The following is a 20,612-nucleotide window of genomic DNA, read 5'->3' as shown; positions in this document are numbered from 1 at the left end:
GAGAACCCGTCGTCCGTCCGTCGCGTCCTGTTGTATGGACGCATGGAGCACACGAGCAACGCGGATCTGCGCAGCGACGCCGACGCCGTCCTCGCCCGTCTGGTGGGGGACGCGACCGGCGCCGCACGGCTGCGCGAGGACCAGTGGCGGGCGATCGAGGCGCTGGTCGCCCACAAGCGCCGGGCTCTGGTGGTGCAGCGCACGGGGTGGGGCAAGTCCGCGGTCTACTTCGTGGCGACCTCGCTGCTGCGGGCCCGCGGCAGCGGACCGACCGTGATCGTCTCCCCGCTGCTCGCGCTCATGCGCAACCAGGTCGAGGCCGCGGCCCGGGCCGGCATCCACGCCCGGACGATCAACTCCTCGAACACCGAGGAGTGGGAGTCGGTCCAGGCGGAGATCGCCGCCGGCGAGGTCGACGTCCTGCTGGTCAGCCCCGAGCGGCTCAACAACCCGGACTTCCGCGACCAGGTGCTCCCCCGGCTCGCCGCCGCCACCGGACTGCTGGTGGTGGACGAGGCGCACTGCATCTCCGACTGGGGCCACGACTTCCGCCCGGACTACCGGCGGCTGCGCACCATGCTCGCCGATCTGCCGCCGGGCGTCCCGGTGCTCGCCACGACCGCCACGGCCAACGCCCGGGTCACCGCGGACGTGGCCGAGCAGCTCGGGACCGGCGGCTCCTCGGACGCCCTGGTGCTGCGCGGCCCGCTGGACCGGGAGAGTCTGAGCCTCCATGTGCTGCGGCTGCCGGACGCCGCGCACCGGATGGCCTGGCTCGCCGACCACCTCGACGAGCTGCCGGGCTCGGGGATCGTCTACACCCTCACCGTGGCCGCCGCCGAGGAGGTCACCGCGTTCCTGCGGCACCGCGGCCACACGGTCGCCGCGTACACAGGGAAGACGGAGAACGCCGACCGGCAGCAGGCCGAGGACGACCTGCTGGCCAACAAGGTCAAGGCGCTCGTCGCCACCTCCGCCCTCGGCATGGGCTTCGACAAGCCCGACCTCGGCTTCGTCGTCCACCTCGGGTCGCCGTCCTCCCCGATCGCCTACTACCAGCAGGTCGGACGTGCCGGACGCGGCGTCGAGCACGCCGAGGTCGTCCTGCTGCCCGGGAAGGAGGACGAGGCGATCTGGGAGTACTTCGCCTCCCTCGCCTTCCCCCCGGAGGACCTGGTGCGCCGCACCCTGGACGTCCTGGCGCACGCGGGCGCACCCATGTCGCTGCCCGCCCTGGAACCGCAGGTGGAGCTGCGCCGCTCCCGGCTGGAGAGCATGCTCAAGGTCCTCGACGTGGACGGGGCGGTGCGCCGGGTCAAGGGCGGCTGGGTCGCCACGGGCCGGCCGTGGACGTACGACGCCGAGCGGTACGACTGGGTGGCCCGGCAGCGGAAGGCCGAGCAGCAGGCGATGCGCGAGTACGCGACGACGACGGGCTGCCGGATGGAGTTCCTGCAGCGACAGCTGGACGACGAGGGCGCCAGGCCGTGCGGCCGTTGCGACAACTGCGCGGGCCCCCGATTCGCGGCGGGGACGTCTCAGGCGGCACTGGACGCCGCGCGGGGCGATCTGGGGCGGGCCGGCGTCGAGGTGGAGCCGCGCCGCATGTGGCCGACCGGCCTGCCGGCCATCGGGGTCCCGCTCAAGGGGCGCATTCCGGCCGCGGAGCAGGCCTCGCCGGGGCGGGCGCTGGGACGGCTGTCGGACATCGGCTGGGGCAACCGGCTGCGGCCCATGCTCACGCCGCAGGCGCCCGACGGACCGGTGCCGGACGACGTGGCGAGGGCCGTCGTGGGTGTCCTGGCCGACTGGGCCAAGGGGCCGGGCGGCTGGGCCTCGGGAGCGGCCGACGCCCCGCCGCGCCCGCTCGGCGTCGTCACCGTCGCCTCACGCACCCGGCCCCGGCTGATCGAGTCCCTCGGCGCCCACATCGCGCAGGTCGGCCGCCTGCCGCTGCTGGGCGCGGTCGAGTACGCGGCCGACGCGCCCCGGCTCTCGCGCAGCAACAGCGCCCAGCGGCTCAAGGCGCTCGACGGGGCGCTGACCGTCCCGCCGGCGCTCGCCGCGGCCCTGTCCGAGACGGCGGGCCCCGTGCTCCTCGTGGACGACTTCACGGAGACCGGCTGGACCCTGGCCGTCTCGGCGCGCATGCTGAGACGGGCCGGGGCGCGGGAGGTGTTGCCTCTGGTGCTGGCCGTTCAGGGCTGACCGCGCGTCCCGCCCCGCCCGTGCGGCGGCTTCCCGGGGCATTACCCGAGCCCCACCGGGTACGGATATAAGCCACAGACCTCCCGATAAGGGTCTGTGGCCCCAATTGCTCGTTGCCGCATTCAAGTTCGACAGGAAGAATTGAAGTCCGCTCCCCGCACGGCCCGCCCGTGACCAGGTAGGGCTCTGCTGTGGTGGGCGTCCCCCGAACCCGACCCCGCCCGCAGTGTGGGCGCGTAGCCGAAGGGAGGATCGTGACCTTCGGATTCGCTCCGTCCTCCGCGGCATCCACGTCGACGTCCGCCGACCTGTCCGCCGCAACCGCCAACCCCGTTGCCCGCGTGCTCGAACCCGCGGAATGGGCGGCCGCGGGCATCCCCCTGCTGCGCAACCCCAGGGAAGTCGTCGGCGGGCTGCACGCCCGGCACCGGCCCCGGCCGGCCACCGCCGTCGTCGCGGTCCTCGACCCGGAGGAACGGCTGATCGCCAGCGCCTCGTTCACCCGGCGCCAGGCGCCCGCCGACGGCTGGATGTTCCGCAACGCGCTGCTGGACCAGCTGCGCCGCGTCATCCCGCACGACCTGCGCCGGCGCACGCCGGTGCGCACGGCCGTGCTGCTCTACTGCCGTGAGGGGGACGCGCGTTGGACCGAGGAGGACGGCGCGTGGATGTGGGGACTGCGTGACGCCTGCACCCTGCACGGGCTGCGCTGCGGGGCGTACATCACGCTGACACGCGACGGCTGGCAGGTGCTCGGCGAGGGCCGGGGCGGTCGCCGCCCCCATTCCGCCTCGGCGCCCGAGCCGTTCAGCCTGTCCGAGGCGCCGGCCCCGCTGCCGCGCACCGGCGGAGCCGCCTCCGAGGTCCTGCGCCGCGCGGCTGCCCGCTGACGGCGGGGCATCCGCACACGCCGCCGGGCAGGCTGGGCGTGCTGGGGATGCAGGCGGAAATCCGGGCGGGACGCACATCACCGGCGCGAGCGGAGAATCGCCTGCAACAGGCACGCAAACGCCGCTCCGGCCGACGGCGGCCGACCGTCGTCGGCACCGGCCATGGCAGGCACCGTCTCCCACGGCGGCTCCGGCCCCGTACGGCACGACGACCGGCAAGCCCCCGGATGACGGACGGCGAAGAACGGACTCGAACCACGGTCACCGAGCCGCTCGGTCACCGGACAGCCGACGCCGAACCACGGACCCGGCACACAGCTGCCCCCGCACAAACCACCAGCAGCCCACCGAGGCCGACCCACCGAGGCGCACCGGACGCGTGCGGATCCGCGCGCACGTCGAGCCGCCCTCCGTGCTCGCGCCGCCGCGGCGGCGTTCAGGCCGTCGCCGTGACCCGTCCCGGGCGGGCCGGGGAGCAGGTCAGACGCCCGCGCCCAGCACCGAGTTGATCTTCTGCGGGTCGCCGCAGACGATCAGCAGGGCGCCGGCCCGCCGGAGGGCGAGCGGCAGGGCGGTGGCGGCGACGGAGTCGGAACCGCCGTTGACGGCCACGACGACCACGGGCCGGGATCCTGCGCGGTCCGCCACGGCGGCGTCGGCGTAGAAGACGTCGTCGCGGGCGTCGTGCTGGGCCCAGTAGGACGTCTCGCCGAACGACAGCTCGTGGGCGGCCCACGGATGGAGTTCACCGGTGGTGATCACCAGTACGTCACCCGGAGCGCGGCCGGTCTCCAGCAGCAGGTCGACGGCTTCCTCGGCAGCGTCGAGCGCACCCTCGACCGAGGCCGGGATCAGCTGGATCTGCGGGGTCGCCGGAGCCTGGGCGGAGGCGGCGGCAGGGGCGGCCGGGCCCGAGGGCGCGGCGGTGGCGGTCACGTCGCGCGGCGCGCGCTGCGCCGGCGGCGTGGGCCGGAGAGGCCCGGGACGCCCGGGACGCGGCGGAGCCGCGGGGCGGGGGCCGGGTACGGGACGGGGGGTCGGCGCGGTGCGACCGGTGGCCGGCGTGGCGCGGGGACCCTGGGCACTCTCGTGAATCTGAGGCTCCTCGGGGATGAGAGGCATGAGGTGATGTCTATCAAACGCTGATTCGGCTCGCGCCGGTGGGTGGCACAAACGTGCGATCGGAATCGTCAGAAATCGAAGCCGAGCTGGCCCTCGATCTCCGGAACGTTTCCGTCCGCCCAGGTGCGGGCCTTCTTGAGGTGCCGCCACTGGGGCAGCGCATCAAGATACGCCCACGTGAGTCGGTGGTACGGGGTGGGGCCCCGCTCCGCCAGTGCGGCCTTGTGCACGGGCGACGGATACCCGGCGTTGTCCGCAAAACCGAAGTCTGCATGGTCGATGCCCAGTTCGGCCATCATTTTGTCGCGCTGAACCTTGGCGATCACCGAAGCCGCGGCCACCGCCACGCACGACTGGTCTCCCTTGATCACCGTGCGGACCTTCCACGGCGCACCGAGGTAGTCGTGCTTGCCGTCGAGGATCACCGCGTCGGGCCGGACCGGCAGGCCTTCCAGGGCCCGCACGGCCGCGAGCCGCAGCGCCGCCGTCATGCCGAGTTCGTCGATCTCTTCCGGTGAGGCATGCCCCAGGGCGTACGACGTGACCCAGGCGCGCAGTTCCTCGGCGAGCGCGGTGCGTCGTCTGACCGTGAGCAGCTTGGAGTCGGTGAGGCCCTCGGGGGGCCGGCGCAGTCCGGTGACCGCCGCGCAGACGGTGACCGGGCCGGCCCACGCGCCGCGCCCCACCTCGTCGACACCGGCAATGACCTTCGCTCCGGTCGTGGCGCGCAGGGAGCGCTCGACGGTGTGAGTGGGTGGTTCGTACGGCATGGCGCCCTTAGATTACGCCGCTCGCACACCGCCGCGACACCCCGGTTCGCCGGATCCGCCCGGGGCCCCCGACTGGGCCGGAATCAGCCTTCGACGGGCGCGGCAGCGGCATGACCGACCGGTCGGCCGTCTCCCCGCTCTCCCTGTGGCCCGATTCGCTTGCGCACATCGTCGGCGGGCATACGGCCGCCGCCGGGACGGCGTAGCGGACTCGGGCGCCGCTCAGGCGTCCCCGCCCCCGCGCGCACCTCGCCGCCCGCGGTCCCCCGGTCGGGCTCCTCCCGAATGAGCCGGATCGCCGGCTCTGCCACGCCGGTGAGGACGACCTCGTGGCAGCGCTCCGCCTGCGCGGTGTCGCATTCGTGAACGACGGGGCCGAGGGGCCGTACCGGGTGCGCGTGCGTCGCCGCGCCGGTCAGGCGGTACCCCTCATCCAGCCTGGCAGCGGCTCCGTACGGGCGGTCCACTCCGCCGGCGGCGCCCCCGCCCGGTCCGCGGCGACGATCCCGCCCACGATCGCGCAGGTCGTGTCCACGTCGCCGCCGACCTGCGCGGTCGTCCAGAAGGCCCGCTCGTAGTCGCCGAGCGCCCGCGCCGCCGACCACAGCGCGAAGGGGACGGTGTCATGGGCCGTCGTACGCCGCCCGCAGCCCAGCACCGCGGCGACCGTGGCGGCGTCGCCGTAGTCGAGCATGTCCCGGGCCCGCCGCAGTCCGGCCGCGACGGCGCTCTTGGGGACCAGTGCGATGACGCCGTCCAGGAGCGCCTCCGCGCTCGGCGGGCCGCCCGGGGAGCCCGCCAGCGCGGCGGCAGCGGCGACGGCCATGGCGCCGACCACGGCCTCGCGGTGCTGGTGCGTCGGATAGGCGGAGATCTCCGCCTGATGCGTCGCCTGCTCGGGATCGCCCGCGTACCAGGCGCCGAGCGGAGCGATCCGCATCGCGGCGCCGTTCCCCCACGATCCCTGCCCGTTGAACAGCGCGGCGGACAGTTCGCGCCAGTCCCCGCCCTCCCGGACCAGCCGCAGCAGCCGGTTGACCGCCGGGCCGTAGCCGCGGTCGAAGTCGTGGTGCTCCGCGAAGGAGCGGGCCAGGGCGTCCTGGTCGATGCGCCGGTGGGCGGCGAGGACGGCGACGACCGAGCAGGCCATCTCCGTGTCGTCCGTCCACTGCCAGGGGGCGGGCGGCAGCTCGCGCCGCTGCAGCAGCGGGTAGTTCACCGGCACGAAGAACTGGGAGCCCAGCGCGTCTCCCACCGCGAGTCCGCGGAGGGCGGCCAGGGCACGCTCCAGGCGCTCCTGGGGAGAGGAGTCAGTCATCTTCCCGCCACCCTATCCGGTGATCCCGTACGGCTCGGGATCACGCCAGCGCTCGAACGGCCGGTCGAGCGTGTACTTGCCGTCGTCCCCGAGCAGGAGCATCCGCATCTCGCCGTTGTCCGGATTCGCCAGCGACTCGAACTCGGCGACCGTCCAGTGGAACCAGCGCATGCAGAACAGCCGCATCGCCAGCCCGTGGGTCACCAGCAGCACGTTCGGCGGGTGGTCCGGCGCCTCGAAGCTGCGGTACAGGCTCTCCAGGAAGTTGCCGACGCGGTCGTAGACGTCGGCGCCGCTCTCGCCCTGCGCGAAACGGTAGAAGAAGTGCCCGTACGCGTCCCGGTACGCCTTCTGCAGCCGTACGTCGTCGCGGTCCTGCCAGTTGCCCCAGTCCTGCTCGCGCAGCCGGGGCTCCTCGCGCACGCGTATCAGGCCGGGGTCGAGGTGGAGGGCGCGGAGCGTCTCGTGCGTACGGCGGTACGGGGAGACGTACACGCTGACGCGTTCGCGGCCGAACACCTCGCGCAGCCGTTTGCCCGTCTCCTCGGCCTGCCGCCATCCCCGCTCGGTCAGCGCGAGCGCGTGGTCGGGTTCGCGCTCGTACACGGAGTCGTCGACGTTGCCCGTGGACTCGCCGTGCCGGACAAGGACGATGCGCCGTGGTCGTGCCATGCCGAAACCCTAGATCGAGTGACGGCCCGTCGAGCACTCGTACGGGCCCCATACAGCGTAAGTCACACCCGGCTCACACCGTCCAGCTCGGCTCCAGCTTCACGATGTCGCCGGTCAGGGCCGCGACGTCGGCCTCGGTCTGGGCGCGCAGGGCCAGCCGTTCCACGCGTTCGGTGCGGTACTTGCCGTGCTCGGCGGCCGACCGCCACATCGACAGGACCATGAACTCGTGCCCCGGCGCCTCCGCGAACAGCCCGCGGATCATCCCGGGCGAGCCGGCCATCGCCGGGTTCCAGACCTTCTCCTGCATCAGCGTGAAGTTGTCGACGCGCTCCTCGTGGACCCGGCACAGGGCCACCCGCAGCAGGTCGGCGTCCGTGAACCGCGGTTCGAAGCCGGTCTTCACGTCGAAGCGGTGGTCGAACAGCCTGGCCTGCCGGTCCTTGAAGGTCCCCGACTGGGCCGCCGCGAGCCGGTCGTGCGAGCGGGCCATGAACGAGTCGTAGAACGCCCGGCTCTCCCAGAACGCGAAGATGTGGGCGACCGACGGACGGGCCCGGCTCCAGCCGCCGCCCTGTCCGCGAAACCCCGGCTCCCCCAGAAGCCCCGCCCACTTCCGCTGCCCGCGTTCGAAACCGCGGCGGTCGACCACGGTGCAGCGAATCCACTTGACCAGCACCGCGCCATCGTAAGGCCGCGGGGCGTGGCGCCGGTCACGGTCCGGCCGAGAGGTTGCGCGCGAGGGAGCCCGCGCGCGTGGCAGGATGACAACCGGCTGTGAGCGCCCAGGAGTTCAGACAGCGGGCGAACGGGGAAGGGGCAGGCTGTGAACGGCATGAGCAAGGGCATCCGCAAGGTCGAGATCGCGCTCAGGTGGGACCCGAGCCCGGCGGGGCAGCCGCCCACCGATCTCGACATAGTCGCCGGGACCTACCTGGCCGACGACCCGTACGGCGATCCCGCCTACCTCGTGCACTTCGACAGCCGCTCCCCCGACGGGACGATCACCCTCAACCGGGACAGCAAGGACGGCAAGGGCTTCGGCTGGGACGAGGTCATGACCGTGGAGCTGGACCGGCTCGACGCCCGGTACGCGCGCGTGGTCGTCGGCGTCATCATCCAGCAGCGCCCCGGGCGCCGCACCTTCGTCAGCGTGCTCAACCCGGCGCTGCGCATTCGCGAGGGCTACACGGAGCTGGCCACCGACGACTTCGGCGGCGTCCTCGGGTCCACCGCGGCGCGGATCGCGGAGTTCGTCCGGGGCGAGGGCGGCGCATGGGACCTGCACGCGGGCGTGCACGGCTTCGAGGACGACCCGGTCGCCTTCACCCGCACGATGGGCGCGGCGCTCAAGCCCTGAGCCCGCGCACCGCGTTTCCGTCCCCAAGGAGACTCTCCAAGCCCTCCAGGGAGGATTCCCCAAGGAGAAGGGGGGCGCCGGCAGTACGCCGGCGCCCCCCTTCTCAGGTACTACGGGTCAGCTGCAGCCGCTGGTCGAGCCGCAGCCCTCGCAGATGTAGCAGGAACCGGCCCGCTGCATCTTCGTGCCGCAGGAGAAGCACAGCGGGGCGTCGGCCTGGATGCCCAGCTGCATCTCCACCAGCTCGGCGCTGGTGTGGGCCTGCTTCGGGGCCGGCTTGGCCGCCTCGACGTCGGCCTTCGGGGTGGCGACCGCCTTCAGCTCCTGGGCGCGCGGCGCCGACTGGGCCAGGCCCTCGACGTCGACGTCCTCGTCCAGCGGCTCGTACGAGCCGGTCTCCAGGTGGCGCTGGCGCTCCTCGGCGGAGTGGATGCCGAGCGCGGAGCGCGTCTCGAACGGCAGGAAGTCCAGCGCCAGGCGGCGGAAGATGTAGTCGACGATCGACTGCGCCATCCGCACGTCGGGGTCGTCCGTCATGCCGGCCGGCTCGAAGCGCATGTTGGTGAACTTCGAGACGTAGGTCTCCAGCGGCACGCCGTACTGGAGGCCGACCGAGACCGCGATGGAGAAGGCGTCCATCATGCCCGCGAGGGTCGAGCCCTGCTTGGACATCTTCAGGAAGACCTCGCCGAGACCGTCGTCCGGGTAGGAGTTGGCGGTCATGTAGCCCTCGGCGCCGCCGACGGTGAAGGACGTGGTGATGCCGGGACGTCCCTTCGGGAGGCGCTTGCGGACGGGGCGGTACTCGACGACCTTCTCGACGGCCTCGCGGATGGTCGCCTCGGTCTTCTCCGTGACCTCGGCCTTCTCCTTCTCCTTGGTCTTGGCGGAGAGGGGCTGGCCGACCTTGCAGTTGTCGCGGTAGATGGCGAGGGCCTTGATGCCCATCTTCCAGGCCTCGAAGTAGATCTCCTCGACCTCCTCGACGGTCGCCGTCTCCGGCATGTTGACCGTCTTGGACAGGGCGCCGGAGATCCACGGCTGGATCGCGGCCATCATGCGGACGTGGCCCATCGGGGAGATGGCGCGCTCGCCCATGGCGCAATCGAACACCTCGTAGTGCTCGGGCTTGAGGCTTGGGGCGTCGATCACATTGCCGTGCTCGGCGATGTGGGCGACGATCGCCTCGATCTGCTCCTCCTGGTAGCCCAGGCGGCGCAGGGCCTGCGGCACGGTGCCGTTGACGATCTGCATCGAGCCGCCGCCGACCAGCTTCTTGAACTTGACCAGGGCGAGGTCGGGCTCCAGGCCGGTGGTGTCGCAGGACATCGCCAGGCCGATGGTGCCGGTCGGGGCGATGACGGACGCCTGGGCGTTGCGGAAGCCGTTCTTCTCGCCGAGGCGCAGCACGTCCTGCCAGGCCTCCGTGGCGGCGGCCCAGATCGGGGTGTCCAGGTCGTCCATGCGGACGGCCTCGCCGTTGGCGTCGGAGTGCTGCTTCATGACGCGCTTGTGGGCGTCGGCGTTGCGGGCGTAGCCGTCGTAGGGGCCGACGACGGCGGCCAGCTCGGCGGAGCGGCGGTAGGCGGTGCCGGTCATCAGGGAGGTGACGGCGCCGGCGAGGGCGCGGCCGCCGTCGGAGTCGTAGGCGTGGCCGGTCGCCATCAGCAGGGCGCCGAGGTTGGCGTAGCCGATGCCGAGCTGGCGGAAGGCGCGGGTGTTCTCGCCGATCTTCTCGGTCGGGAAGTCGGCGAAGCAGATGGAGATGTCCATCGCGGTGATGACCAGCTCGACGACCTTGGCGAACCGCTCGACCTCGAAGGACTGGTTGCCCTTGCCGTCGTCCTTGAGGAACTTCATGAGGTTCAGCGAGGCGAGGTTGCAGGACGTGTTGTCCAGGTGCATGTACTCGCTGCAGGGGTTCGAGCCGTTGATCCGGCCGGACTCCGGGCAGGTGTGCCAGTGGTTGATGGTGTCGTCGTACTGGATGCCCGGGTCGGCGCAGGCCCAGGCGGCCTCGGCCATCTTGCGGAACAGGGCCCTGGCGTCGACCTCCTCGATGACCTCGCCGGTCATCCGCGCGCGGAGGCCGAACCTGCCGCCCTGCTCGACGGCCTTCATGAACTCGTCGTTCACGCGGACCGAGTTGTTGGCGTTCTGGTACTGGACGGACGTGATGTCGTCGCCGCCCAGGTCCATGTCGAAGCCCGCGTCGCGCAGGGCGCGGATCTTCTCCTCTTCCTTGACCTTGGTCTCGATGAAGTCCTCGATGTCGGGGTGGTCGACGTCGAGGATGACCATCTTGGCCGCGCGGCGGGTGGCGCCGCCCGACTTGATCGTTCCGGCGGAGGCGTCGGCGCCGCGCATGAAGGAGACGGGGCCGGAGGCGTTGCCGCCGGAGGAGAGCAGTTCCTTGGAGGAGCGGATGCGGGAGAGGTTCAGGCCGGCGCCGGAGCCGCCCTTGAAGATCATGCCCTCTTCCTTGTACCAGTCGAGGATCGACTCCATGGAGTCGTCGACGGACAGGATGAAGCAGGCGGACACCTGCTGGGGCTGGGGCGTTCCGACGTTGAACCAGACGGGGCTGTTGAAGCTGAAGATCTGGTGCAGGAGGGCGTACGCCAGCTCGTGCTCGAAGATCTCGGCGTCGGCGGGCGACGCGAAGTACCCGTGCTCCTCGCCGGCCTTCCGGTAGGTCTTCACGATGCGGTCGATCAGCTGCCGCAGGCTGGTCTCGCGCTGCGGGGTGCCGACGGCACCGCGGAAGTACTTGCTGGTGACGATGTTGACCGCGTTCACCGACCAGAAGCCGGGGAACTCGACGCCACGCTGCTCGAAGTTGACCGAGCCGTCGCGCCAGTTGGTCATGACGACGTCACGGCGCTCCCAGGTCACCTCGTCGTACGGATGCACGCCGGGGGTGGTGTGGATGCGCTCGATACGCAGCCCCTTGCTCGCCTTGGCGCCCTTGACTCGGGAACCTCGTGCCGGACCGCTCGCCGTCTCTGTCATGCCGCCTCCCTGGTACGGGCGAAAACGCCCTGAAGTGCCACGATGTTCCCGTGACACGGTGTTCTGTCCTGTGTTGCGGGGCCCTCGCCGCCACCGCAACAGACCTTCCTCGCCGCCGAGGCGGCCGGACCCGGATCTCGCCTCCGGCTCCGGTCCGCCGTCAGTCGGCGGCGGCCGCGGGCTGGGGGACCTGCCCGGTCCCGTCCGCCCCGCGGTCGTCCTTCCGGCTCCCCTCGCCGGTGTTCCCGCTGGTGTCTCCGCCGGTGTCCCGGCCGGCGCCCTCGTCGCCGCCGGCGAAGTCCTCCGGCCGCTGCCTGAGTTCCGCGATCGCCGCCTCGAAGTCCTCGAGCGACTCGAACGCCCGGTAGACGGACGCGAACCGCAGGTAGGCGACGAGGTCGAGCTCCTGGAGCGGGCCGAGTATGGCCAGACCCACGTCGTGGGTGGTCAGCTCGGCGCTCCCGGTGGCGCGCACCGCCTCTTCGACCCGCTGGCCGAGCTGGGCGAGCGCGTCCTCGGTGACGGGCCGGCCCTGGCAGGCCTTGCGCACGCCGTTGATGACCTTGGTGCGGCTGAAGGGCTCGGTGACCCCGGACCGCTTGACCACCATGAGCGAGCACGTCTCCACGGTCGTGAAACGACGGGAGCAGTCGGGGCACTGGCGACGTCTGCGGATGGACGTGCCGTCGTCGGTGGTCCGACTGTCGACGACGCGGCTGTCGGGGTGCCTGCAGAAGGGGCAGTGCATGGTTCCGAACCCTCCTCACAGCAGACTCAACAGCCTCAACAGACCCTTGGGCCCCTCGAAGCGAGCACCAGCATAGGCGATGACCTTCGGCCCGGAGACCATGGGGACCACAAGTTCTGGGCTGCTGTAGCCATCCAACCACTAGATGTGGGGATCGGCCCGTACGGGAGCACTGTCCCGCGTGTCGCCGGGGCGACACGGGCCGCGACCGGTCACACGATGTCGACGACCCGCCACGCGTGCGTAGGCAACGCGTGTGCGGTTGCGGAGATACGGTGAGCGCCGCAGGGAGGAGGCGTGGGAAATCCCGCGCTACGGGGGCCGGTGCTCGGTCCGCGCGACGCCTGATGGCAGACTGGGCGCCGCCCCCACGAGGGAGCGACCCGGCGGTGAAGAGTACAGCAATGGACGCATTTGTCCGCGGGTGCCGTCGGTAGCACATACACCCAGGCACGTGGTCACGTAAGCGAATTCGCGGTTTTTCACTCGAACGTGTGTTTGGCGCAACCTTTCGAAACCATCTACCGTTGTCCAGCAGGGAGACCATCGAGAGGGGCCGACGTGACCACCACCGCAGACAGTGCCGCCATCACCGCCCAGGACCGCTCCCAGGGCCGACTCGAGCCGGTGCATGCGATGAACGAATCCGTGAATCCCGAGGGGCACAAGCGCTCCCTGCCGGGCCGACCTCCAGGCATCAGGGCGGACAGCTCCGGGCTCACCGATCGGCAGCGCCGGGTGATCGAGGTCATCAGGGACTCCGTGCAGCGCCGGGGCTACCCGCCGTCGATGCGGGAGATCGGCCAGGCGGTCGGCCTGTCCAGCACGTCCTCCGTGGCGCATCAGCTGATGGCACTGGAGCGCAAGGGCTTCCTGCGCCGCGACCCGCACCGCCCCCGCGCCTACGAGGTGCGCGGCTCCGACCAGGCAGCCTCCGTGCAGCCCACCGACACCGCGGGCAAGCCGGCCGCGTCCTACGTCCCGCTGGTCGGCCGGATCGCCGCCGGTGGCCCGATCCTCGCCGAAGAGTCGGTGGAGGACGTGTTCCCGCTGCCCCGGCAGCTGGTCGGCGACGGCGAGCTGTTCGTGCTGAAGGTCGTCGGCGACTCCATGATCGAGGCCGCGATCTGCGACGGCGACTGGGTCACCGTGCGGCGCCAGCCCGTCGCCGAGAACGGAGACATCGTGGCCGCGATGCTCGACGGCGAGGCCACCGTCAAGCGCTTCAAGCGCGAGGACGGCCACGTGTGGCTGCTCCCGCACAACTCCGCGTACGAGCCGATCCCCGGCGACGACGCGACGATCCTCGGCAAGGTGGTGGCAGTCCTGCGGCGCGTCTGACGCCTGCAGCGGGCGGCCGTCGTCCCCTCGGCCGCCGCCCTGCCCTGACCGGGCCCCGGGACCCCTGCGCCGGTTCCGGGGTCTGCTTTTGCGGCTGAACCGGCGCCGCTCCCGCGGACCTGTTTGACGGCCGTAGTGGTTGCTCAAGCGACGGGCGCGGAGGGCGCCGCCGCGTTCACTGCCCGTCAGCCGTTGCCTTGGCGTCGATCGCGGCCAGCGACTTCCGTACCTGGTTGGGGTCCGTCGTGTACCAGAAGTCGGGCAGGGACGCCTTGAGATAGCTGCCGTACCGGGCCGTGGCCAGCCGCTGGTCCAGCACCGCGACCACGCCGCGGTCCCCCGACGCCCGTACGAGACGGCCGGCGCCCTGCGCCATCAGCAGCGCCGCGTGGGTGGCGGCCACCGCCATGAAACCGTTGCCCCCGGCCTCCTCCACCGCCTTCTGGCGGGCGCTCATCAGCGGATCGTCCGGGCGCGGGAACGGGATCTTGTCCATGACGACCAACTGGCAGCTGGGCCCGGGCACGTCCACGCCCTGCCACAGCGACAGCGTCCCGAACAGGCACGTCCTGGGATCGGCCGCGAAGTTCTTGATCAGCTCACCTAGGGTCTCCTCGCCCTGGAGCAGGATCGGGTACTCCGGGATGCGGGTGCGCAGCTCCTCGGCCGCGAGCTGGGCGGCCCGCATCGAGGAGAACAGGCCGAGGGTCCGGCCGCCCGCCGCCTGGATCAGCTCCGTCAGCTCGTCCAGCATGTCGGCCCGGTCGCCGTCCCGCGCGGGCCGGGCCAGATGCTTGGCGACGTAGAGGATGCCCTGCTTGGGGTAGTCGAACGGCGAGCCGACGTCGACGCCCTTCCACTGCGGCAGATCCTCGCCCTCCATGCCCTCCGGGCCCAGGCCGAGGGAGGCGCCGACACCGTTGAAGTCGCCGCCCAGCTTGAGCGTCGCCGAGGTGAGGACCACCGAGCGGTCGGCGAAGAGCTTCTCCCGCAGCAGGCCCGAGACGGACATCGGGGCGACCCGCAGCGAGGCCCCGAAGCGGTCGTGCCGCTCGTACCAGACGACGTCCCACTCCGAGCCGTGGGTGATCCGCTCCGCCACGTCGTGCACGGACTCCACGGAGGCCAGCGCCTGCTTGCGGACCGCGTCCTCGTCCTCCACGGACCGGTCACGCGTCGCGCCGATCGCCGAGATCACCGTGCGACAGGCGTCGCGCAGCGCCGTGAGGGCGTAGCCGAGATCCTCGGGGATCTCCTCCAAGCGGCCCGGCAGGGCCAGCTCCATCAGCCGCTCGAAGCCCTCGGCGGCGGTCTGGAGCTGGTCGGCGGCCTTCTCGTTCACCAGCTTCGCCGCGCGCCGCACCGCCCGGTTGACCTGCCCCGGGGTCAGCTCGCCGGTGGCGACCCCGGTGACCCGCGAGACCAGCTCGTGCGCCTCGTCCACGATCAGCACCTCGTGCTGCGGAAGGACCGGCGCGCCCTCGATGGCGTCGATCGCGAGCAGCGCGTGGTTGGTGACGACGACGTCGGCGAGCTTGGCGCGCTCCCTGGCCGTCTCGGCGAAGCACTCGGCGCCGTACGCGCATTTGCTTGCGCCCAGGCACTCGCGCGAGGAGACCGACACCTGCTGCCAGGCGCGGTCCGAGACGCCCGGCGTGAGGTCGTCGCGGTCGCCGGTCTCCGTCTCGTCGGACCAGTCGCGCAGCCGGAGCAGATCCTGGCCGAGCCTGCTGGTGGGCGCCGCGGCCTCGAACTGGTCGAACAGCCCTTCCTCCTCGTCCTGCGGGACGCCCTCGTGGAGGCGGTGCAGGCACAGGTAGTTCGACCGGCCCTTGAGCATCGCGAACTCCGGACGGCGGCGCAGCAGCGGGTGCAGGGCCTCGACCGTGCGGGGCAGGTCCCGTTCCACCAGCTGGCGCTGCAGCGCGAGGGTCGCCGTCGCGACGACGACGCGCTCCCCGTGCGCCAGGGCGGGCACCAGATAGCCGAGCGACTTTCCGGTGCCGGTGCCCGCCTGGACCAGCAGATGGGTTCCGTCGTCGATGGCCTGGCCGACGGCTTCCGCCATGGTCACCTGACCGGGGCGCTCCATGCCGCCGACGGCTGCGACGGCGGCGTGCAGGAGTTCGGGGAGTGAGGGCTTCGTCATAGCTCGACCACCCTACGGCCCGCCACTGACAATGAGGTCATCGCGCGCTACAGGAGGTGCCGCAGGGACCGGTCGCGGATCATCAGCGCGGCCCGCTTGCCGGGCAGCTCGACCTCGGCGGCGAACCGGAAGCCGGCGCCGAGGAAGGCGGCCACGGACGGGACGTTGCGCACGTCCGGCTCGGCAAGGACGCGGGCGCACGCCGGCCGGTGCGCGAACACCAGATCGGCGACGGCCCTGAGCAGGCAGGCGCCCACGCCCCGCCCCCGGTCGGCGGCTTCCCCGATGAGCAGGTGAACGCCGGTGTCGTGCGGGCGGGCGGGGCAGTGCCGGGCGAGCGGGTCCAGGTCGGCGCGGTAGATCTCCCAGTAGCTCATCGGCGTGCCGTCGAGGACGCCGAGGCAGGGCACGCTGCGTCCGTCGCCGTCGAGCCGGGTCCGCAGGTGTTCCTCGGTCCGGCGCTCGGGCCCGGCCAGCTCCCAGAACTCGGCGACCGCCGGGTCGTTCATCCAGCGGGCGACGAGGGGGAGGTCGTCCGGGAGGCGTACGGGAACGAGGCGGAAGGCGCCGAGGGGGGTGGGGGCCGGGCTCCACTCGCCCACCTGGTCGAGCAGGGCCTCGGGGGCCGGCGGAAGGACCGGGAGGCCGCGGGGGACGGCGTACCGCGGCGCGCCGGCCTCGGCAGCCTCGACGGCCTCCACGGCCTCGGTGGCCTTCGCCGTCTCGGCGGTCTCGGTGGTCTCGGCGGCCTGCGCGGCGAGGAGGGCGGCGAGTTCGCCGGGCAGGCCCAGGTCCAGCGTGTCCTCGGTGTCGGGGCTCGCGTCGGTGGGGGGCACGGAGGGCTCCTCTCGAAGGGGTCAGGGGCGGAGCGGGTTGGCGACGGCGACGTAGACGGACTGGGTGTCGACGGGGCCGACGAGTTCGTCGAGGCCGTGCAGCCGGGTCAGCAGGTTCGCCTTGCAGCGCAGGACCGGCGCGTCGAGCAGCCGGGCGGGCAGCGGGGTGCGCAGCCGGCGGGGCCCGGTGGCCGCCCCTTCGAGGAACCGTCGGAAGGCGGCGAGCAGCAGCCGCTCGTCGGCGAGTCGCTGCGCCCCGAACGCGCCGATCAGGCCGAACACGTTGTTGATCGCCAGGTAGTACACGAACCGTTCGTCGGCGACCTCGTCCGGGACGAAGGTGTCGCTGCGGGCGCCGATGCCCGGCAGCCGGGACTCCAGGTCCGCGCGCCGGGACTCGCGGAAGTAGTAGCCCTGGTTGTCGCGGTAACGGCCGCCCGCGGGCCAGCCGTCGCCGTCCAGCAGGACGAGGGTGTTCTGCTGATGGGCCTCCAGGGCGACGCCCGCCTCGGCGTCCAGCCAGAGAACGGGGCGGACGACCTGTTCCAGGTAGCGCAGGAACCACTCGGCCGTGACGGCTTCCCGTGGCCGCCCGGTCCGGGCCGCCAGCCGCGTCACCGCGCGGGCGAGCCGGGAGCCCGGTGAGGCGAGGGGGCCGGGGGCGGTGAGTGCGGCGACGCAGGTGACGTCGTCGGCCGGGGAAAAGGGGTTGTGCCGGATCATCACGTCGAGTCCGGGCACGGGGCCGCCGTCGGGTCCGTCGACGGCGAGCCAGGCCGGGTCGCGCACGATGTCGAAGCCGGGGTGCGCGGCCCGCCACCGCCGGGACAGGCCGCCGCGCAGCAGCCGGTGGACCTCGACGCCCCGGTGCAGTTCCTTGCGCAGGTGCTCACGCCGGGAATTGGTGATGCGCAGCCCCAGGGAGAGCTTGAGCATGGCCGGGGCATGGGTCCGGTGGACGGTGCGGACCGAGGAGGTGGGGTGCCAGGGGGAACCGTGGGCGCCCAGGTCGCGGAGCAGCCCGGCGTCGAGGAGGGCGGCGGTCTCGGGGCGGTGCCGGACCTCGCGTGCCTGCCAGGGGTGCAGGGGCAGGGCGGCGTACCCGTCGGGCAGGGGGAGGCCGTCTCCGGCGAGGCGGGCGGTCAGGTCGGGGGCGGGGACGGTTCGGCCGCCCTCGGTCCAGGCCGAGTCGGTGGCGAGGGCGCCGGGTGCGACCGCCATCCAGTGCAGGGGGAAGGAGCCGCGCAGCTCGGGCGAGTACCGGCGGGCCTCGGCCTCGGTCAGGCCCTCCCGGCTCTTGGGCGCGGGGTGCAGCGGGTGGCCGAGCAGCAGCGCCTGTTCCGCCGCGAGGAAGCGGTCGACGGGGTCGGGTCCGCGGTCGCCGAGGAAGGCTGCCGTACGGCGGACCGAGTCGGCGACGCGGGCGACGAGGTCGGCTCCCGCACCGCCGTCCGGGTGCTCGCGGGCGAGCAGGGCGGCGAGGGCGACGGCGTCGAGCGGCGGGGCGCAGGCGGCGCCTGCCGGGGAGGGCGGGCCGAAGCGGTGCAGACCTGTGGGGGACCAGTGGCGCACCGGGACGCGCAGGGCGGTGCCGCTGGCGGGCAGGGGGACGTGCAGCACGCCGTCGTGCGGCGCGGGCAGACCGGTCTCGCGCACCCAGCAGCGCAGCAGGTTCTCCACGGCCGCCGCCTGGGCCGCGGCGTGTGCGTCGGCGCCGTCCGGACCGCTGCGCTGTCCGGGAGCCTGCCGGTCGGTGGCGGGTCGGGGGATCGGGGTGGCGGTGGTGATCAAGCGGGGTCCTTGAGGAGGTGGGGGGGTGGTCGGTGGTGAGTGGCCGCCGGTCGGCGCGCCACCGCGGCTGGGAGGTGGCCGGCCGATCCGGCGCCGTTGTGGCCTGCTCTTCGCCGGTGATCGGGGCGGCAGCAGCGGTACGACGCCATGGCGCACTCCGACGACCGGGGCCCCGGCGCGGCGCTCCCGGTGGGCGGCGGCCGGCGTCGGAGCGTGCGGGGCAGGGGCAGTCCTGGCCGTCGTACCGGCAGCAGCGGCCGGCCGGCGGGCACGGCATGTGTGGACCGGTCGCCGCGGCAGACGCGTCGGACCGGCTGCCGCGCCGCAGGTCGGAACTGTCGGCGGGGCGGTCCGGTACGCGGTCGCCGCGCTGGACGACGACGGCATCCACCGCCTACGACGGCGACCACCGCAGCCGGCTCCCCCGCTCCCCCGACGCGCACGCGCGCACCCGGCGACCCCTCGCGCCGGGAACCTCGGCAGCCGCCCCGCGCGGGAGCCGCCCTCGCCCGGCGCCACCCGGTCGGGCACGCGCGAGCACGCGCGGATGTCCGGGACTTCGGGGACCGCGTCTCGTACGGCCGGGCGCCGATGGCCCCACCCCGAAGGTCCGGCGTCGCAGACCGCACGCGTCCGTGGGGCCGGTGCGGGCGCCGGTCGGCGACGGAGCGTCCCCTCGGTCACGTCACGGCTCCCGTCCTCGCGCTGCGGGGGCCGTGCGCCGGTCGCTCACGCCGCCCGGGCACGGGAGCGCGGCCCCGGGCCCCACCGCTACAACAGCCGTCCGCCCGCCGGGTTACGGGCGAGGACAAGATCCCCGGCCGAGGTCCCGACCGTGATCCCGGCCGGGATTCCGGCCGTCCGCCGCACGGACCGCCAGGTCAGACGGCTTGTATCCGAACCGTTGCCGTTCCGTCGGAAGTCCCCCACAGCGAGCGCATAGTGTGAGGTGCCGTTCCCGGACGGCCGTGTGTTCCGGCCGGAGCCCCATGGGTTCGGTCCGGGATCTCAACTGCCGCGCCGATCAGTCCACATCAGTTCGTCCACATCAGGGGGAGAAGCACCATGCGATCCACACGGCCGTCGTTCACCGCTCGCCGCGAGAGGGGCGCGCGCCGCAGAACCTCCCCCGTGCTGGGCGCCGTTGCGCTGGCCTCCGTGCTCGCGCTCACCGCCACGGCGTGCGACTCGGGCGGCTCCGAGGCGGACGCCCAGGCGTCGGCCTCCTCGGTGGCGGGGGGCGACGGCAAGATATCGATCCCCGACGACCTGAAGGACCGCCTCAAGGAACACGGGATCGACCTGGACAAGTGGCGGGACGGCGCCTGGAAGGACTGGGACCGGCAGGACTGGCTGCGCGAGGCCGAGGACTTCGTCAACCCGATCATCGAGGACCTCTGGGACCCGGACCGGATGCGCGAGGCCGAGGAGCCGGAGCAAGAGGTCGACGAGGGCGACATCTCCGGTGACCAGGGCGTGACCGACCCGGAGCCGCAGCCGGTGGAGGCGCAGCCCGTTCCGGCCTCGTACCACGCCAACGTCCCCGAGGCGGGCAAGGTGTTCTTCGACGCTCCGGGCGGGACGATGGTCTGCTCGGCGACGGTCGTGGCCGACCCCGCCAACCCGGGCAAGTCCAACCTGGTGTGGACGGCGGGCCATTGCGTGCACGCCGGCAAGAGCGGCGGCTGGTACCGCAACATCGCGTTCGTGCCGTCGTACAACGACTCGGGCATGACGGCCGAGCAGCTGCAGAGCGCGGCCAAGGAGCAGGTCGCTCCGCACGGCGTCTGGTGGGGCGACTGGGTGCAGACCTCCGACCAGTGGATCGAGCAGGGCGGCGCGACGGGCGGCGACGGCGCCGCGTACGACTTCGCCGTGCTGCATGTGACGCCGGAGGAGGGCAGCGGCGGCAAGTCGCTGGAGGAGACGGTCGGTTCGGCCCTGCCGGTGGACTTCGCCGCGCCGTCCGCCGCCGAGACGGACAGCGTGACCGCGACGGGCTACCCGGCGGCGGCGCCGTACGACGGGCAGACGATGTACCAGTGCCAGGACAAGCCGGGACGGCTGTCGCTGAAGGCGTCGGACCCGACGATGTACCGCATCGGCTGCACGATGACCGGCGGTTCCTCCGGCGGCGGCTGGGTCGCCACGGGCTCGGACGGCAAGCCGGCGCTGGTGTCCAACACCTCGATCGGCCCGGTGACCGGCGGCTGGCTGGCCGGTCCGCGCCTCGGCGAGGAGGCCAAGGGCGTGTTCGACGCGGTGAGCGGCAAGTTCGCCGGGCAGTGACCGGCCGACGGTGGCATGCGGAAGGGCTGCCGCGAAGCCGGCGAGTGGCCCGGCTACTACCAGACCCCGCTCATCTCGCCGCCCGCCTGGCTTGAGCGCCAGTACC

The 20,612-nt window shown here is 72.8% G+C and carries 15 protein-coding genes; 5 read left to right on the top strand and 10 right to left on the bottom strand.

Features of this window, described 5'->3' with window-relative positions; all coding sequences use genetic code 11:
• Positions 1 to 42 precede the first annotated feature (42 nt).
• Both ABZY13_RS21700 and ABZY13_RS21695 read left to right on the top strand, forming a co-directional pair.
• Positions 43 to 2,208, top strand: a complete 2,166-nt coding sequence (locus ABZY13_RS21700) for a RecQ family ATP-dependent DNA helicase (RefSeq protein ID WP_356633143.1) — start codon at positions 43 to 45, stop codon at positions 2,206 to 2,208.
• 254 nt (positions 2,209 to 2,462) lie between these two features.
• Positions 2,463 to 3,098 carry a hypothetical protein gene (locus ABZY13_RS21695; RefSeq protein WP_356633141.1) on the top strand — a complete coding sequence of 212 codons (636 nt, stop codon included), beginning with the start codon at positions 2,463 to 2,465 and terminating at the stop codon, positions 3,096 to 3,098.
• A 480-nt stretch (positions 3,099 to 3,578) separates the two neighbouring features.
• Here ABZY13_RS21695 and ABZY13_RS21690 read toward each other — a convergent pair whose 3' ends face one another.
• From ABZY13_RS21690 to ABZY13_RS21670, 5 genes are all read right to left on the bottom strand, one after another.
• Positions 3,579 to 4,220, bottom strand: a complete 642-nt coding sequence (locus tag ABZY13_RS21690; RefSeq protein WP_356633139.1) for a hypothetical protein — start codon at positions 4,218 to 4,220, stop codon at positions 3,579 to 3,581.
• Between the two features lie 68 nt (positions 4,221 to 4,288).
• A complete protein-coding gene (locus tag ABZY13_RS21685) occupies positions 4,289 to 4,990 on the bottom strand; it encodes a ribonuclease HII (RefSeq protein WP_356633137.1) in 702 nt (233 codons plus the stop codon).
• A gap of 415 nt (positions 4,991 to 5,405) precedes the next feature.
• On the bottom strand, positions 5,406 to 6,308 hold the full coding sequence (locus ABZY13_RS21680) for an ADP-ribosylglycohydrolase family protein (RefSeq protein ID WP_356633135.1): 903 nt from the start codon (positions 6,306 to 6,308) through the stop codon (positions 5,406 to 5,408).
• A gap of 12 nt (positions 6,309 to 6,320) precedes the next feature.
• Positions 6,321 to 6,980, bottom strand: coding sequence for a histidine phosphatase family protein (locus tag ABZY13_RS21675; protein ID WP_356633133.1), 660 nt, complete (start codon positions 6,978 to 6,980; stop codon positions 6,321 to 6,323).
• 73 nt (positions 6,981 to 7,053) lie between these two features.
• On the bottom strand, positions 7,054 to 7,659 hold the full coding sequence (locus ABZY13_RS21670) for a YdbC family protein (RefSeq protein WP_356633131.1): 606 nt from the start codon (positions 7,657 to 7,659) through the stop codon (positions 7,054 to 7,056).
• Positions 7,660 to 7,806: 147 nt separating this feature from the next.
• On the opposite strand from ABZY13_RS21670, the gene ABZY13_RS21665 reads away from it, so the two are divergent.
• Positions 7,807 to 8,340, top strand: a complete 534-nt coding sequence (locus ABZY13_RS21665; protein ID WP_356633129.1) for a TerD family protein — start codon at positions 7,807 to 7,809, stop codon at positions 8,338 to 8,340.
• 117 nt (positions 8,341 to 8,457) lie between these two features.
• Here ABZY13_RS21665 and ABZY13_RS21660 read toward each other — a convergent pair whose 3' ends face one another.
• Entirely contained in the window at positions 8,458 to 11,352 is a 2,895-nt protein-coding gene (locus ABZY13_RS21660) for a vitamin B12-dependent ribonucleotide reductase (RefSeq protein ID WP_356633127.1), read from the bottom strand.
• Between the two features lie 160 nt (positions 11,353 to 11,512).
• The gene (gene nrdR, locus ABZY13_RS21655) at positions 11,513 to 12,100 is read right to left on the bottom strand and encodes a transcriptional regulator NrdR (RefSeq protein ID WP_356633125.1); all 588 of its coding nucleotides are present in this window, start codon (positions 12,098 to 12,100) and stop codon (positions 11,513 to 11,515) included.
• A gap of 561 nt (positions 12,101 to 12,661) precedes the next feature.
• On the opposite strand from nrdR, the gene lexA reads away from it, so the two are divergent.
• Positions 12,662 to 13,441 carry a transcriptional repressor LexA gene (lexA, locus tag ABZY13_RS21650; protein ID WP_356633123.1) on the top strand — a complete coding sequence of 260 codons (780 nt, stop codon included), beginning with the start codon at positions 12,662 to 12,664 and terminating at the stop codon, positions 13,439 to 13,441.
• 175 nt (positions 13,442 to 13,616) lie between these two features.
• Here lexA and ABZY13_RS21645 read toward each other — a convergent pair whose 3' ends face one another.
• Genes ABZY13_RS21645 through ABZY13_RS21635 form a run of 3 tightly spaced genes read right to left on the bottom strand, consistent with a single transcriptional unit; the run spans position 13,617 to position 18,196 of the window.
• Positions 13,617 to 15,590 carry an ATP-dependent DNA helicase gene (locus ABZY13_RS21645; RefSeq protein ID WP_356633121.1) on the bottom strand — a complete coding sequence of 658 codons (1,974 nt, stop codon included), beginning with the start codon at positions 15,588 to 15,590 and terminating at the stop codon, positions 13,617 to 13,619.
• Between the two features lie 47 nt (positions 15,591 to 15,637).
• Entirely contained in the window at positions 15,638 to 16,426 is a 789-nt protein-coding gene (locus ABZY13_RS21640; protein WP_356633119.1) for a GNAT family N-acetyltransferase, read from the bottom strand.
• Positions 16,427 to 16,447: 21 nt separating this feature from the next.
• Positions 16,448 to 18,196 (bottom strand): IucA/IucC family protein, encoded by a 1,749-nt coding sequence (locus ABZY13_RS21635; protein WP_356633295.1) that lies wholly within the window; start codon positions 18,194 to 18,196, stop codon positions 16,448 to 16,450.
• Positions 18,197 to 19,282: 1,086 nt separating this feature from the next.
• Here ABZY13_RS21635 and ABZY13_RS21630 point away from each other — a divergent pair.
• Positions 19,283 to 20,506, top strand: a complete 1,224-nt coding sequence (locus ABZY13_RS21630) for a hypothetical protein (protein WP_356633117.1) — start codon at positions 19,283 to 19,285, stop codon at positions 20,504 to 20,506.
• Positions 20,507 to 20,612: the final 106 nt, after the last annotated feature.

Source organism: Streptomyces sp. NPDC006610, from assembly GCF_040611575.1.
Lineage (GTDB): Bacteria > Actinomycetota > Actinomycetes > Streptomycetales > Streptomycetaceae > Streptomyces.
This window is presented reverse-complemented; position numbering and strand designations above follow the sequence as displayed.

Excerpts from the sequence above, each read along its gene's own strand:
- ABZY13_RS21700 (WP_356633143.1), top strand. The coding sequence starts at position 43 with ATGGAGCACACGAGCAACGCGGATCTGCGCAGCGACGCCGACGCCGTC.
- ABZY13_RS21690 (WP_356633139.1), bottom strand. The coding sequence starts at position 4,220 with ATGCCTCTCATCCCCGAGGAGCCTCAGATTCACGAGAGTGCCCAGGGT.
- ABZY13_RS21685 (WP_356633137.1), bottom strand. The coding sequence starts at position 4,990 with ATGCCGTACGAACCACCCACTCACACCGTCGAGCGCTCCCTGCGCGCC.
- ABZY13_RS21680 (WP_356633135.1), bottom strand. The coding sequence starts at position 6,308 with ATGACTGACTCCTCTCCCCAGGAGCGCCTGGAGCGTGCCCTGGCCGCC.
- ABZY13_RS21675 (WP_356633133.1), bottom strand. The coding sequence starts at position 6,980 with ATGGCACGACCACGGCGCATCGTCCTTGTCCGGCACGGCGAGTCCACG.
- ABZY13_RS21660 (WP_356633127.1), bottom strand. The coding sequence starts at position 11,352 with ATGACAGAGACGGCGAGCGGTCCGGCACGAGGTTCCCGAGTCAAGGGC.
- nrdR (WP_356633125.1), bottom strand. The coding sequence starts at position 12,100 with ATGCACTGCCCCTTCTGCAGGCACCCCGACAGCCGCGTCGTCGACAGT.
- ABZY13_RS21645 (WP_356633121.1), bottom strand. The coding sequence starts at position 15,590 with ATGACGAAGCCCTCACTCCCCGAACTCCTGCACGCCGCCGTCGCAGCC.
- ABZY13_RS21630 (WP_356633117.1), top strand. The coding sequence starts at position 19,283 with ATGCGATCCACACGGCCGTCGTTCACCGCTCGCCGCGAGAGGGGCGCG.